Raw genomic sequence first — 13163 nt, 5'->3', positions numbered from 1 at the left:
GATTGCGGTTCAGGCGAGTTGCTGCCAGATCGTCCCTGTCCAAACGAGGGACATCATGCTGTTCGGCGACATCCGACGATTCGCCGCGCCCCGCAGACTCGTCAAGTACGCCGCTCCGTGGCGGACCGTGACCGTGGCGCTGCTCTCGCCGGAATTCACGACGTAAAGGATCTGTCCGGGGACCGCGCTTGCCACCAGCGCAGGCACGGTCCGTCCATCGGTCACGATGCACATGAGGACGATCTGCGGGTCCCCGGCGCGGTAGATGAGGCGAACCGTCTCGCTGTTGCTCACCTCGTCTTGGCGGCGGGTGATGAAGCGGGAAGCCTGGGTCTTCGAGGTCCAGTCGATCGTCGACCCCCGTGCAAACCCCACCGATGGCGTCGAGAGTGGTTCGCTGAGACGGGCGTTCCGGATGCTGACCGTGACGGACGATTCCCCTACGGCTACGGCCTGCACGCGGCTGGCGTCGCCGTCCCGCCAGCGCACCTCGATACCGTCGACGAACAGCTCACCCGCTTGCCGGGTCTGGACGCCTCGCAGCGATGACCCAGAGGTGACGTTCTGCAGATCGATCGTCCAGTCCCGACCTCGGACCAAGCTGTTGCTGAGGATGGCGCCGTTGGCCACATCGTCAACTCGTCCGGGCGCTGCGGCATAGAACCCGTTCGCATCGACAACGGCGTTGTTGACCTGCAAGAACGGCATAGCCGAGTTCCGCAGGTTGATGTTCCGCAGCAGTACCTCCCGCGTCTCCCGACGGTTGTACTGAGAATGCGAGGACGACGTTCGCGGGATGATTCGGATGCCGGTCCCGGTGAGACCCTCCCCATGGAAGTCGGTGATGCGGTGCCCCCAGGAGGCGTCGGCGCCGCTCGACTCCGTGATCACCTGCGCGCCGCTCGTGCATCGGATGGCGCTGCAACTCTTCACCGCGTGTCTGCGTCCTCGGAGTGAAAAACCCTCACGGCAGTCGACCGCGATGCAGTTGTCGAAAGTCACGAACTCGGAGCAGGAATGTGTGTCGAACGCCGCAGCCGATGCGCCATGGCATACCGAGTCGATGATCCGCGTCCCGTAGGTAGCTCCATACAGCACCACCGACGAGTTCGTCGCGATGCGGGGTGTGTCATCCGAGTAGGCATGCCGTACTCGTCGGGCGAGCAGGTTGCGCACAACCCCGAAGGCGCTTGAGTTATCGAGGATCCCGTAACCGAACTGGCCGGCGGAAGGATCGTCGACTGCGCGATCGATCTGTGCGTTCTCGACGTCGTATGCGTAGCACCCGCGCATCAAGATGGCCGTCGCGGTAGCGACGCGCACGTGCACGTCGCGGATAACAGGCCGCATGAGTGCAGAGACAACAATCGTGGTTCCGCCCCACGCGGCCGACAGCCCCGCAGGATCCGTGTCGATCCGGAAGCCTTCGAAGCGCACGGGAATATCGCGTAGGCGGGCTGCTCGGATGTTCGTCGAGTACGTCGCGTTCAGGGAGCCGACGAGGATCGCCGAGTTGCCAGACACGCGGTCGACGACCATGAATTCCCCGACCCGCGACTTGTTGGTGGAATCCTGTCTCACCTCAGGAATCTCATCGTCGGCGAACACCTTGACAACGTCACCGCGCGACCAGCCGGGACTCGTGGACATCGCAAGTTGAACGCCAGGCTGTTGCCCGCCCCCCAGCTCGACCGACACGGGAGTGATGGATGTGACTCGGAGTGGATCGTCGTAGGCGCCTGTCAGGAGGACAGCCGACGCCGTGGCATTCGCACGGACGAGCGTGGCCTCGTGGCCGATCAGTGTGACGCTCTTCCCCTCGTTCGACAGAGTCGATGCGAGCCGGTACGTTCCTGCAGGAACGATCACGGTGCCGCCTTCTGGGCACGCCCTGATGGCAGCCTCCAGCGCGGGGGCGGAATCAGCGCCCCCCGTAGGGTCGAGGCCCGGGAATCTCTCAGGGGTCGCCACGATCGCGATCTGGTCGACTACCTCTGATGAAACGGGCGTATCGACTGCACTCGCTTTCGAGGGCAGCATGAGCGCGCCTGCCCCCCAACCTCCAGCGGCCGCCACGCCGGCGGCCAGTACGCCTCGTCTGGAATGAGTTGCGCGAGGGGCGCCATCAGGCAGAGATGCGGGGGGAGTCATTCGGAGTCCTTCATCGTGCGCGGTGAACAAGGTGCTTCTTGTGGTGGGACACGTGTGAGCCAGAGCGCCGGCGGGGCACTGGACTCGTCAGCCGAGCTGCGGACACAAATTCTTGTGAGCTTCTGTGACCACGAGGACGTTGTTGGATCGTGACGCGTCGGAGTCTTCGGTCATGACATAGATCTCATCCGCTGGCTTGCCGCCTTCGAATTCCGAGCATGCGTTGTTTCCGAGTTCTATCCACGTCGATTCTGGGACTCCGTCTCCCTGCCAGTTCTCGCGAAGAGCATCCAGATACGCCTCTTCGGGGCCGATAGCCAACTCCGCATCTGTCTCTGGCGTGACGGGCTGCGCCTCATTGGGTAGATCGACCATGGGGCTCTCAACAGGATTCGAGTCTCGTGGCGAAGCTGCGTGCGAGGAGGAGACGCTGGCGCCGTTCGATCGGGTGGCGCCCTCGTCAGGGGCTGTGCAACTCGTGCACATGAGCAAGAGTCCTGACGCACCAAGCGCTGCGATCATCGTCCTCATTGCGTCGCCATCATCCTCACAGCTCGAACATCTCCCCAGTAGCTTTGACCGTGCGCGCGACCGATATCAAGACAGAACGCGCAAGAGTATGGGCCAATTGAAGGTTGACCCTATGACATCCTGACCCCTCGGTCAGCGTCGTCTTTCGAAGTTCCTGCATTCACGACGTTCGGCAGAATGGATGCAGCGCGCGGCCCCGCCGCGGCCAAGACGAGCGAGGGAGACGCACATGGGAGTCGACGACATCATCAACAAGGGCAAGCAGCTGCTCGACCAGAACCGCGACAAGATCGAGGAGGCCCTCAAGAGCGAGAAGGCCGAAGACGTCAGCGACAAGGTCCTCGACGGCGCCGCGGACGCGATCAAGAAGGTCGTCCCGGCCGAGCACCACGCGAAGGTCGATCAGGTGCGCGAGAACGTGGACAAGAACATCGGCAACGCCTGACGCGCCCGCTCGTACACGGCGCCGCTCCCGGGAATCCGGAGCGGCGCCGTTGCGTTGTGCAGGCGAGGGCTGAGGATATGCCGCACGCGACACGCCCGGGTTTGCGACACGCCCGAGTGGCCCGTAGACTATCCAGGTTCCACATTCCGGCGTGCGCTGAGCGCGCGCCAGGATCACTGCCAGGGCAGTGCACAGGCGGCGCGTGAGCGCAGGGTCCTGGGCCGCGGGCAGCAGAACACACACCGAACCCCCTCTTCCTTCACCGGATTCGCACGCGTGCGTGCGAGGGGCGGGCCGGATGCCATGGCATCCGGTTTGACAGCTGAACAGCGGTGCAGCATCTCTCGCGCAAGCGAGGGGAAGTGCCAGGGCGCGAGAGCGCCACCGTGCGTCCGATGCCCTTGGTCGGGTAAGACGCGAGAAAGAGAGTGAGCAGACAATGGCGGGACAGAAGATCCGCATTCGCCTGAAGTCGTACGACCACGCCGGACTGGACTCGTCCGCGCGCAAGATCGTCGACACCGTGACCCGTGCCGGCGCCACCGTGGTGGGCCCGGTTCCCCTGCCGACCGAGAAGAACGTCGTGTGCGTCATCCGGTCGCCCCACAAGTACAAGGACAGCCGCGAGCACTTCGAGATGCGCACCCACAAGCGCCTCATCGACATCATCGACCCGACGCCCAAGGCCGTCGACTCGCTGATGCGTCTCGACCTCCCGGCCGATGTCAACATCGAGATCAAGCTCTGAGGTTCGACATGGCTGACATCAACTCCAAGATCTCCAAGGGCCTCCTCGGCACCAAGCTCGGCATGACCCAGGTGTGGGACGAGAACGGCAAGCTCGTTCCCGTCACCGTCATCGAGGTCGCGCCCAACGTCGTGACCCAGCTCCGCTCGGTCGAGAAGGACGGCTACAACGCCGTTCAGATCGGCTACGGCCAGATCGACCCCCGCAAGGTGAACAAGCCCCTGACGGCCCACTTCGAGGCCGCGGGCGTCACCCCGCGTCGTCACCTCACCGAGGTCCGCACCGCGGATGCCGCTGACTACTCACTCGGTCAGGAGCTCACCGTGGACGGCCTGTTCGAGGCCGGCCAGCTGGTCGACGTCGTCGGCACCAGCAAGGGCAAGGGCACCGCCGGTGTCATGAAGCGTCACAACTTCAAGGGCGTCTCCGCTTCGCACGGTGCGCACCGCAACCACCGCAAGCCCGGCTCGATCGGCGCCTCGTCGACCCCGAGCCGCGTCTTCAAGGGCATGCGCATGGCCGGCCGTATGGGTGGCGAGCGCGTGACCGTCCTCAACCTCACGGTGCACGCCGTCGACGCCGAGAAGGGTCTGCTGCTCGTCAAGGGCGCCGTCCCCGGTGCGCGCGGCCGCATCGTCTACGTCCGCAACGCAGTGAAGGGTGCCTGATCTCATGGCTGACTCGACTCTCGCGCTCGACGTTCGCAAGTCCGACGGCAAGAAGGCCGGCTCCGTGGAGCTGCCCGCCGCGATCTTCGACGTCAAGACGAACATCCCGCTGATCCACCAGGTCGTCGTCGCCCAGCGCGCCGCCGCCCGCCAGGGCACGCACTCGACCAAGCGTCGTGGCGAGGTCTCCGGCGCCGGCCGCAAGCCCTTCAAGCAGAAGGGCACGGGTAACGCCCGTCAGGGCTCGATCCGTGCGCCGCACATGACCGGCGGTGGCATCGTCCACGGCCCGAAGCCGCGTGACTACGGCCAGCGCACCCCCAAGAAGATGATCGCCGCCGCCCTCCTGGGCGCACTGAGCGACCGCGCTCGCGGTGAGCGCCTCCACGTCGTGGAGTCGTTCGGCATCGAGGGTGCTCCGTCGACCAAGGCCGCTGCTGCGGTTCTGAACGGTTTCGGCGCGGTCAAGAACGTTCTCGTGGTCATCGACCGCGACGACGAGCTGACCGTGAAGAGCGTGCGCAACCTCGCGTACGTCCACGTGCTGACCTACGGCCAGCTGAACGCCTACGACGTGCTCGTCTCCGACGACATCGTCTTCACCAAGGCCGCCTACGACGCATTCGTCGCGTCGAAGTCCGGCGCCACCGAGGAGGTCTCGGCATGACCGCCGTCAACAAGGACCCGCGCGACATCATCCTGAAGCCGGTCGTCTCCGAGAAGAGCTACTCGCTCATCGACGAGGGCAAGTACACGTTCCTCGTGGACCCCCGCGCCTCGAAGACCGAGATCAAGCTCGCCATCGAGAAGATCTTCGGCGTCAAGGTCGCCTCGGTCAACACGATCAACCGCGTGGGCAAGGCCCGTCGCACCCGCTTCGGCATCGGCAAGCGCAAGGACACCAAGCGCGCGATCGTCAGCCTCAAGTCGGGCACCATCGACATCTTCACGGCAGTCGGCTGACGGTCGGGATAGAGGACAAGAACAATGGCTATTCGCAAGTACAAGCCCACGACGCCCGGTCGCCGCGGCTCGTCGGTGGCCGACTTCGCCGAGATCACGCGATCGACGCCCGAGAAGTCGCTGCTGCGCCCGCTGTCGAAGACCGGTGGCCGCAACAACCAGGGCCGCATCACGACGCGTCACATCGGTGGCGGTCACAAGCGCCAGTACCGTCTGATCGACTTCCGTCGTAACGACAAGGACGGCATCGACGCCAAGGTCGCTCACATCGAGTACGACCCCAACCGCACCGCGCGCATCGCGCTCCTGCACTACAAGGACGGCGAGAAGCGCTACATCCTCGCCCCCAACAAGCTGCAGCAGGGCGACATCGTCGAGTCCGGTTCGGGCGCCGACATCAAGCCCGGCAACAACCTGCCGCTGCGCAACATCCCCACCGGTACCGTGATCCACGCGATCGAGCTGCGTCCCGGTGGCGGCGCGAAGATGGCCCGTTCGGCCGGCGCCTCCGTGCGTCTGGTCGCCAAGGACGGCCCCTACGCGCAGCTGCGTCTGCCCTCGGGCGAGATCCGCAACGTCGACGTCCGCTGCCGCGCGACGATCGGCGAGGTCGGCAACGCCGAGCAGTCGAACATCAACTGGGGCAAGGCCGGCCGCAAGCGCTGGAAGGGCGTCCGCCCGACCGTCCGCGGTGTCGCGATGAACCCGGTCGACCACCCGCACGGTGGTGGTGAGGGCAAGACGTCCGGTGGTCGTCACCCCGTTTCGCCGTGGGGTAAGGCCGAGGGCCGCACCCGCCACGCGAACAAGGAAAGCGACAAGCTGATCGTCCGCCGTCGCACCGCCGGCAAGAAGCGCAAGTAGGAGTAGAGGAAGATGCCTCGCAGCCTTAAGAAGGGCCCCTTCGTCGACGAGCACCTGCTTCGCAAGGTCGTCTCGCAGAACGAAGCCGGCACCAAGAACGTCATCAAGACCTGGTCGCGCCGGTCGATGATCATCCCCGCCATGCTGGGACACACCATCGCCGTGCACGACGGTCGCAAGCACATCCCCGTGTTCGTGACCGAGACCATGGTCGGCCACAAGCTGGGCGAGTTCTCGCCCACCCGCACCTTCCGCGGCCACGTGAAGGACGACAAGAAGGGCCGCCGCCGCTGACGCGGGGGCGTAAGAGGAGAGAGAAATGGTGGAGTCCATCGCACGCGTGCGACACATCCGCGTGACCCCTCAGAAGGCTCGTCGTGTCGTCGCTCTCATCAAGGGAAAGCAGGCCGAAGAGGCCCTCGCTATCCTGAAGTTCGCGCCGCAGGGCGCGAGCGAGCCGATCTACAAGCTCGTCGCCTCGGCGATCGCGAACGCTCGCGTCACTGCCGACAAGACGAACGAGTACCTGGATGACGCTGACCTGTACGTGAAGAACGCGTACGTCGACGAGGGCACGACGCTCAAGCGTTTCCAGCCCCGCGCACAGGGTCGCGCCTTCCAGATCAAGAAGCGCACGAGCCACATCACGGTCGTGCTCGCGACGCCGGAAGACGCTGCTGCGGCCCCGGCTCGCGCCAACAAGAAGGCGAGCAAGTAATGGGACAGAAGGTCAACCCGTACGGCTTCCGCCTCGGCATCACCACCGACCACGTGTCGCGGTGGTTCTCCGACTCGACGAAGCCCGGACAGCGCTACGCCGACTACCTCGCCGAGGACATCAAGATCCGTCGCCTGCTGACCACCTCGCTCGACCGCGCGGGCGTCAGCAACATCGAGATCGAGCGCACGCGTGACCGCGTCCGCGTCGACATCCACACCGCCCGCCCGGGCATCGTGATCGGTCGCCGCGGCGCCGAGGCCGAGCGCATCCGCGCCGACCTCGAGAAGCTCACCGGCAAGCAGATCCAGCTGAACATCCTCGAGGTGAAGAACCCCGAGGCCGACGCTCAGCTGGTCGCCCAGGGCGTCGCCGAGCAGCTCTCCGCCCGCGTGGCCTTCCGCCGCGCGATGCGCAAGGGCCTGCAGGGCGCGCAGCGCGCCGGCGCCAAGGGTGTCCGCATCCAGGTGTCGGGCCGCCTCGGCGGTGCCGAGATGAGCCGCTCCGAGTTCTACCGCGAAGGCCGTGTGCCCCTGCACACCCTGCGCGCGAACATCGACTACGGCTTCTACGAGGCCAAGACGACCTTCGGCCGCATCGGCGTGAAGGTCTGGATCTACAAGGGCGACCTCACCAACAAGGAGCTCGCCCGCGAGCAGGCCAACGCCCCGAAGTCGCGCGGTCGTGACGACCGCGGCGGCGACCGTCGTCGTGGCCCTCGCAATGAGGCCCCCGTGGCAGAAGGAGCGTCGGCGTAATGCTCATCCCCCGCAAGGTCAAGTACCGCAAGCAGCACCACCCCGGCCGCTCGGGTCAGGCCACCGGTGGCACCCAGGTGTCGTTCGGTGAGTTCGGCATCCAGGCGCTCACCCCCGCTTACGTGACGAACCGTCAGATCGAGTCCGCTCGTATCGCGATGACCCGTCACATCAAGCGTGGTGGAAAGGTGTGGATCAACATCTACCCCGACCGTCCCCTCACCAAGAAGCCGGCCGAAACCCGCATGGGTTCCGGTAAGGGTTCCCCCGAGTGGTGGGTCGCAAACGTCAAGCCGGGTCGGGTCCTCTTCGAGGTCGCGGGCGTGAACGAGCAGCTCGCTCGTGAGGCCCTCACCCGAGCCATCCACAAGCTGCCTTTGAAGGCACGCATCATCAAGCGCGAGGAGGGCGACGCGTAATGGCGATCGGCACCAAGCAGCTCGCCCCGAGCGAGCTCGACACGTTCGAAGACCAGCGCCTCGTCGAGGAGCTGCGCAAGGCCAAGGAAGAGCTGTTCAACCTGCGCTTCCAGTCGGCCACCGGCCAGCTCGAGAGCCACGGCCGCATCCGCGCGGTCAAGCGCGACATCGCGCGGCTGTACACCGTGATCCGCGAGCGCGAGCTCGGCATCCGCGCCACGCCGGCCCCGGTCGAGGCGACGAAGGCGAAGAAGAGCAAGGCGAAGAAGGCGGATGCCGCTGACGACGCCGCGAAGGAAGAGGCGGAGTAATGGCTACCGCGAAGAAGGCAGAGGCCGAGGCGCAGGTCGCCGGCCACGAGCACGCCGCCAACGACGTGCGCGATGAGAACGCCCGCGGTTACCGCAAGGCGCGTCGCGGCTACGTCGTCAGCGACAAGATGGACAAGACGATCGTCGTCGAGGTCGAAGACCGCGTGAAGCACCCGCTCTACGGCAAGGTCATCCGCCGCACGTCGAAGGTCAAGGCCCACGACGAGACGAACTCGGCCGGCATCGGCGACCTGGTCGTCATCAACGAGACCCGTCCGCTGAGCGCCACCAAGCGCTGGCGCCTGGTCGAGATCCTCGAGAAGGCCAAGTAAGCCTCGCGGCTGCTTGGAACCCAAGGAGTAACAAGTGATTCAGAACGAATCCCGGCTGAAGGTCGCCGACAACACCGGCGCCAAGGAGCTGCTGACCATCCGTGTCCTCGGCGGCTCCAACCGCCGGTACGCGGGCCTGGGCGACGTCATCGTCGCCACGGTCAAGGACGCGATCCCCGGTGGAAACGTCAAGAAGGGCGACGTGGTCAAGGCCGTCGTCGTCCGTGTGGTCAAGCAGACCCGTCGTCCCGACGGCTCGTACATCAAGTTCGACGAGAACGCCGCCGTGATCCTGAAGAACGACGGGGAGCCCCGCGGCACCCGCATCTTCGGTCCGGTCGGTCGTGAGCTTCGCGACAAGAAGTTCATGAAGATCGTCTCGCTCGCCCCGGAGGTCATCTGATCATGGCGAAGATCAAGAAGGGCGACCTGGTTCAGGTCATCTCGGGCGCCAGGCCCGAGCGCGGCGGAGACCGCGGCAAGCAGGGTAAGGTCCTCGAGGTCCTCACCGAGCAGAACCGCGTCATCGTCGAGGGCGTGAACTACGTCACCAAGCACAACCGCGTCGGCCAGTCCCAGCGCGGCACCAAGACCGGTGGCATCGAGACGTTCGAAGCCCCGATCCACATCTCCAACGTCGCGCTCGTCGACCCCTCGACCAAGAAGCCGACCCGTGTCGGTCACCGCGTTGAGGAGCAGGTCAAGGACGGCGTCAAGCGCACCGTCCGGGTGCGCTACGCGAAGAAGTCAGGCAAGGACCTCTGAATATGAGCACCGTGACTGCCGCGGAGGCTGGCAAGATCCAGCCCCGCCTGAAGCAGAAGTACAACACCGAGATCAAGAAGGCTCTGCAGGACGAGTTCGGCTACGCCAACGTCATGCAGATCCCCGGCCTGGTCAAGGTCGTCGTGAACACCGGTGTCGGCGAGGCCGCTCGCGACAGCAAGGTGATCGATGGTGCGGTCGACGACCTCACCAAGATCACCGGTCAGAAGCCCATCGTCACCAAGGCCCGCAAGTCCATCGCGCAGTTCAAGCTGCGCGAGGGTCAGGCCATCGGTGCGCACGTCACCCTCCGCGGCGACCGTGCGTGGGAGTTCATCGACCGCCTCGTCAACCTCGCTCTGCCCCGCATCCGCGACTTCCGCGGACTGTCGGCCAAGCAGTTCGACGGTCACGGCAACTACACCTTCGGTCTCCAGGAGCAGTCGGTGTTCCACGAGATCGATCAGGACCGCATCGACCGCGTGCGTGGCTTCGACATCACCATCGTCACCACCGCCAAGACCGACGACGAAGGTCGCTCGCTGCTCCGTCAGCTCGGCTTCCCCTTCCAGTCGGACGACGCTCAGGCCTGAGCCCCCGGGCCCCCGGGATCCCGGGGGCCTCTCATCGAAGGTCGCCTGTCGTGTAACGGCAGTCGAAACCTCATGATCGAAAGAAGCAACACATGACGATGACAGACCCGGTCGCAGACATGCTGACCCGTCTGCGCAACGCGAACTCGGCGCACCACGACACCGTGTCGCTGCCGAGCTCCAAGCTCAAGACGCACATCGCCGAAATCCTCAAGCAGGAGGGTTACATCGCCGACTGGTCCGTTTCGGACGCCCGCGTCGGCCAGACCCTCACCATGACGCTGAAGTACGGCCCGAACCGCGAGCGGTCGATCGCCGGCATCAAGCGCGTCTCCAAGCCCGGCCTCCGCGTCTACGCGAAGTCCACCGAGGTCCCCACGGTCCTCGGCGGCCTGGGCGTGGCCATCCTGTCCACCTCCTCCGGTCTCCTCACCGACCGTCAGGCCGAGCAGAAGGGCGTCGGCGGGGAAGTCCTCGCCTACGTGTGGTGATCTGACATGTCGCGTATCGGACGTCTTCCCATCGACATCCCCGCCGGTGTCACCGTCACGGTGAACGGCCGGGAGGTCGCCGTCAAGGGACCCAAGGGCGAGCTCACGCTCACCGTGGCATCCCCCCTCGAGGTGTCGGTCGAGGAGAACCAGGTTCTCGTCACCCGCCCCGACGACGAGCGCGAGTCGCGGTCGCTCCACGGCCTGACCCGCACGCTCATCAACAACAACATCATCGGTGTCACCCAGGGCTACTCCAAGGGCCTCGAGGTCGTCGGCACGGGTTACCGCGTGGCCCAGAAGGGCAGCTCGGTCGAGTTCGCCCTGGGCTTCTCGCACCCCGTCCTGATCGACCCGCCCGCGGGCATCACCCTCACGGTCGAAGGCAACAACAAGCTCACCGTGAGCGGCATCGACAAGCAGGCCGTCGGCGAGGCCGCCGCCAACATCCGCAAGATCCGCAAGCCCGAGCCCTACAAGGGCAAGGGTGTGCGGTACGCGGGCGAGGTTGTGCGCCGCAAGGCCGGAAAGAGTGGTAAGTAGCCATGGCTATCAAGACAAAGTCCGCCGCCCGCGCGCGTCGCCACGCTCGTCTGCGCAAGAAGGTCGTGGGTACGGAGCTCCGTCCCCGTCTCGTCGTGACGCGTTCGGCCCGCCACGTCTTCGTCCAGCTGGTCGACGACAGCAAGGGCCACACCGTGGCGTCGGCCTCGACGCTCGAGGTCGACCTGCGTTCGTTCGACGGTGACAAGACCGCCAAGGCCCGCAAGGTTGGCGAGCTCGTCGCCGAGCGTGCCAAGGCCGCCGGCTTCTCGGACGTCGTGTTCGACCGCGGCGGCAACCGTTATGCCGGTCGTGTCGCCGCGATCGCCGAAGGCGCCCGCGAAGGAGGGCTGAACCTGTGAGTGACAACAAGGAGACCGAAGTGACCGAGCAGACTGCACCGACTGAGGGTGCGGCTGGGTCCCAGGCACCCGCCGAGCGCGAGCGCGAGCCGCGTCGCGGCGGACGCGAGCGCAACGCCAACCAGCGTGACCGTGGTTCGCGCGACCGCAACGAGAGCCAGTTCCTCGAGCGCGTCGTGACGATCAACCGTGTCTCGAAGGTGGTCAAGGGCGGTCGTCGCTTCAGCTTCACGGCGCTCGTCGTCGTGGGCGATGGCAACGGTGTCGTGGGCGTCGGTTACGGCAAGGCCCGCGAAGTGCCCCTCGCCATCTCGAAGGGCGTCGAAGAGGCCAAGCGCAACTTCTTCCGCGTTCCCCGTTCCGGCTCGACCATCCCGCACCCCGTCCAGGGTGAGGCTGCCGCCGGTGTGGTGCTCCTGCGCCCCGCCGCCGCCGGTACCGGTGTTATCGCCGGTGGTCCCGTCCGCGCCGTCCTCGAGTGCGCCGGCATCCACGATGTCCTTTCGAAGTCGCTCGGCTCGTCGAACACGATCAACATCGTGCACGCGACCGTCGAGGCTCTGAAGTCGCTCGAGGAGCCCCGCGCCGTGGCCGCCCGCCGCGGTCTGGAGTTCGACCAGGTCGCCCCGGCCCGCCTCGTGCGCGCCGAGGCCGCCGCTCAGAAGGTAGGTGCCTGATGGCCGAGCGTCTGAAGGTCACGCAGATCAAGTCCAAGGTGAGCGAGAAGCAGAACCAGCGCGACACGCTGCGCTCGCTCGGTCTGAAGCGGATCGGCGACTCGGTCGTCCGCCCCGACGACGCGCAGACGCGCGGCTACGTCAAGACCGTCGCCCACCTCGTCAAGGTTGAGGAGATCGACTAATGGCTGACAAGAAGGACGAGACCGCCACGGTCGACGCCCCGAAGAAGGCTCCGGCCCGTAAGACGGCCGCCAAGAAGGAAGCCGCCCCCGCGGCGCGCCCCGGCGTGCTGAAGGTCCACCACCTGCGTCCCGTCCCCGGCGCTCACACCGCGAAGACCCGTGTGGGTCGCGGTGAGGGCTCCAAGGGTAAGACCGCCGGTCGTGGTACCAAGGGCACCAAGGCCCGCTACCAGGTCAAGGTCGGCTTCGAGGGTGGGCAGATGCCGCTGCACATGCGCACCCCGAAGCTCCGCGGCTTCAAGAACCCGTTCCGGGTCGAGTACCAGGTCGTCAACCTCGACAAGCTGGCTGAGCTCTACCCCCAGGGCGGCGACGTGACCGTCGTCGACCTGGTCGCCAAGGGCGCCGTGCGCAAGAACGAGAAGGTCAAGGTGCTCGGCACCGGCGACATCTCGGTCGCGCTGAACGTCTCGGTCGACAAGGTCTCCGGCTCCGCGGAGCAGAAGATCGTCGCAGCGGGCGGCTCCGTCAACTGACGTCGCACCCGGCGAGGGGCCGGCGGCCGTGTGGCCGTCGGCCCCTTCTGGGTTAGTCTGATTCCGTGTGCGCCTCGCTGCGCGCCGAGATCGTTCTGGAGGA

At 66.0% G+C, this 13163-nt stretch carries 23 protein-coding genes; 21 read left to right on the top strand and 2 right to left on the bottom strand.

All coding sequences use genetic code 11. The annotated features are described in order from the left end of the window. Positions 1 to 9: 9 nt before the first annotated feature. A complete protein-coding gene (locus LL239_RS06390; protein ID WP_374197615.1) occupies positions 10 to 1869 on the bottom strand; it encodes a hypothetical protein in 1860 nt (619 codons plus the stop codon). Between the two features lie 369 nt (positions 1870 to 2238). Next, positions 2239 to 2526: a DUF732 domain-containing protein gene (locus LL239_RS06385; protein WP_228162605.1), complete on the bottom strand. Its 288-nt coding sequence runs from the start codon at positions 2524 to 2526 to the stop codon at positions 2239 to 2241. Positions 2527 to 2911: 385 nt separating this feature from the next. Here LL239_RS06385 and LL239_RS06380 point away from each other — a divergent pair, with 385 nt between their 5' ends. From LL239_RS06380 to rplO, 21 genes are all read left to right on the top strand, one after another. Then, positions 2912 to 3127 (top strand): Rv0909 family putative TA system antitoxin, encoded by a 216-nt coding sequence (locus tag LL239_RS06380; RefSeq protein WP_228162604.1) that lies wholly within the window; start codon positions 2912 to 2914, stop codon positions 3125 to 3127. A 439-nt stretch (positions 3128 to 3566) separates the two neighbouring features. After that, entirely contained in the window at positions 3567 to 3875 is a 309-nt protein-coding gene (rpsJ, locus tag LL239_RS06375) for a 30S ribosomal protein S10 (RefSeq protein WP_013584016.1), read from the top strand. An 8-nt stretch (positions 3876 to 3883) separates the two neighbouring features. After that, positions 3884 to 4543 carry a 50S ribosomal protein L3 gene (gene rplC, locus LL239_RS06370; RefSeq protein ID WP_022878261.1) on the top strand — a complete coding sequence of 220 codons (660 nt, stop codon included), beginning with the start codon at positions 3884 to 3886 and terminating at the stop codon, positions 4541 to 4543. A gap of 4 nt (positions 4544 to 4547) precedes the next feature. Further along, complete coding sequence (gene rplD, locus LL239_RS06365; protein ID WP_228162603.1) at positions 4548 to 5210, top strand: 50S ribosomal protein L4; 663 nt, start codon at positions 4548 to 4550, stop codon at positions 5208 to 5210. Continuing rightward, entirely contained in the window at positions 5207 to 5506 is a 300-nt protein-coding gene (rplW, locus tag LL239_RS06360; protein WP_022878259.1) for a 50S ribosomal protein L23, read from the top strand. Before rplD ends, rplW begins: the two co-directional genes overlap by 4 nt. A gap of 24 nt (positions 5507 to 5530) precedes the next feature. After that, the gene (rplB, locus tag LL239_RS06355; protein WP_228162602.1) at positions 5531 to 6370 is read left to right on the top strand and encodes a 50S ribosomal protein L2; all 840 of its coding nucleotides are present in this window, start codon (positions 5531 to 5533) and stop codon (positions 6368 to 6370) included. A gap of 12 nt (positions 6371 to 6382) precedes the next feature. Beyond that, positions 6383 to 6664, top strand: coding sequence for a 30S ribosomal protein S19 (rpsS, locus tag LL239_RS06350; protein ID WP_022878257.1), 282 nt, complete (start codon positions 6383 to 6385; stop codon positions 6662 to 6664). A 25-nt stretch (positions 6665 to 6689) separates the two neighbouring features. Then, positions 6690 to 7088, top strand: coding sequence for a 50S ribosomal protein L22 (rplV, locus tag LL239_RS06345; RefSeq protein WP_058623970.1), 399 nt, complete (start codon positions 6690 to 6692; stop codon positions 7086 to 7088). Further along, positions 7088 to 7846 (top strand): 30S ribosomal protein S3, encoded by a 759-nt coding sequence (rpsC, locus tag LL239_RS06340; protein ID WP_058230882.1) that lies wholly within the window; start codon positions 7088 to 7090, stop codon positions 7844 to 7846. Before rplV ends, rpsC begins: the two co-directional genes overlap by 1 nt. Continuing rightward, positions 7846 to 8265 carry a 50S ribosomal protein L16 gene (rplP, locus tag LL239_RS06335; RefSeq protein WP_022877836.1) on the top strand — a complete coding sequence of 140 codons (420 nt, stop codon included), beginning with the start codon at positions 7846 to 7848 and terminating at the stop codon, positions 8263 to 8265. Before rpsC ends, rplP begins: the two co-directional genes overlap by 1 nt. Further along, positions 8265 to 8576 carry a 50S ribosomal protein L29 gene (rpmC, locus tag LL239_RS06330; RefSeq protein WP_013584007.1) on the top strand — a complete coding sequence of 104 codons (312 nt, stop codon included), beginning with the start codon at positions 8265 to 8267 and terminating at the stop codon, positions 8574 to 8576. Before rplP ends, rpmC begins: the two co-directional genes overlap by 1 nt. After that, a complete protein-coding gene (rpsQ, locus tag LL239_RS06325; protein WP_022877835.1) occupies positions 8576 to 8908 on the top strand; it encodes a 30S ribosomal protein S17 in 333 nt (110 codons plus the stop codon). The genes rpmC and rpsQ overlap by 1 nt, the downstream gene beginning before the upstream one ends. Before the next feature lie 34 nt (positions 8909 to 8942). Next, entirely contained in the window at positions 8943 to 9311 is a 369-nt protein-coding gene (gene rplN, locus LL239_RS06320) for a 50S ribosomal protein L14 (RefSeq protein WP_013584005.1), read from the top strand. A 2-nt stretch (positions 9312 to 9313) separates the two neighbouring features. Further along, positions 9314 to 9673 (top strand): 50S ribosomal protein L24, encoded by a 360-nt coding sequence (gene rplX, locus LL239_RS06315; protein ID WP_228162601.1) that lies wholly within the window; start codon positions 9314 to 9316, stop codon positions 9671 to 9673. A gap of 2 nt (positions 9674 to 9675) precedes the next feature. After that, complete coding sequence (gene rplE / locus LL239_RS06310; RefSeq protein ID WP_228162600.1) at positions 9676 to 10266, top strand: 50S ribosomal protein L5; 591 nt, start codon at positions 9676 to 9678, stop codon at positions 10264 to 10266. Positions 10267 to 10358: 92 nt separating this feature from the next. After that, a complete protein-coding gene (gene rpsH / locus LL239_RS06305) occupies positions 10359 to 10757 on the top strand; it encodes a 30S ribosomal protein S8 (RefSeq protein ID WP_228162599.1) in 399 nt (132 codons plus the stop codon). Between the two features lie 6 nt (positions 10758 to 10763). Beyond that, positions 10764 to 11300, top strand: coding sequence for a 50S ribosomal protein L6 (gene rplF, locus LL239_RS06300; protein ID WP_228162598.1), 537 nt, complete (start codon positions 10764 to 10766; stop codon positions 11298 to 11300). 2 nt (positions 11301 to 11302) lie between these two features. Continuing rightward, positions 11303 to 11662 carry a 50S ribosomal protein L18 gene (gene rplR / locus LL239_RS06295; protein ID WP_022877830.1) on the top strand — a complete coding sequence of 120 codons (360 nt, stop codon included), beginning with the start codon at positions 11303 to 11305 and terminating at the stop codon, positions 11660 to 11662. Further along, complete coding sequence (rpsE, locus tag LL239_RS06290; protein WP_022877829.1) at positions 11659 to 12339, top strand: 30S ribosomal protein S5; 681 nt, start codon at positions 11659 to 11661, stop codon at positions 12337 to 12339. The genes rplR and rpsE overlap by 4 nt, the downstream gene beginning before the upstream one ends. Further along, on the top strand, positions 12339 to 12524 hold the full coding sequence (rpmD, locus tag LL239_RS06285; protein ID WP_013583998.1) for a 50S ribosomal protein L30: 186 nt from the start codon (positions 12339 to 12341) through the stop codon (positions 12522 to 12524). Before rpsE ends, rpmD begins: the two co-directional genes overlap by 1 nt. Continuing rightward, on the top strand, positions 12524 to 13060 hold the full coding sequence (gene rplO / locus LL239_RS06280) for a 50S ribosomal protein L15 (RefSeq protein ID WP_228162596.1): 537 nt from the start codon (positions 12524 to 12526) through the stop codon (positions 13058 to 13060). Before rpmD ends, rplO begins: the two co-directional genes overlap by 1 nt. The last annotated feature ends 103 nt before the right edge of the window (positions 13061 to 13163 follow it).

It is taken from the genome of Microbacterium testaceum (genome assembly GCF_020781835.1).
In the GTDB taxonomy this organism is placed as follows: Bacteria; Actinomycetota; Actinomycetes; order Actinomycetales; family Microbacteriaceae; genus Microbacterium; species Microbacterium testaceum_H.
Note: the sequence above shows the minus strand (reverse complement) of the source record. Positions and strands in the feature narration are given on the sequence as shown.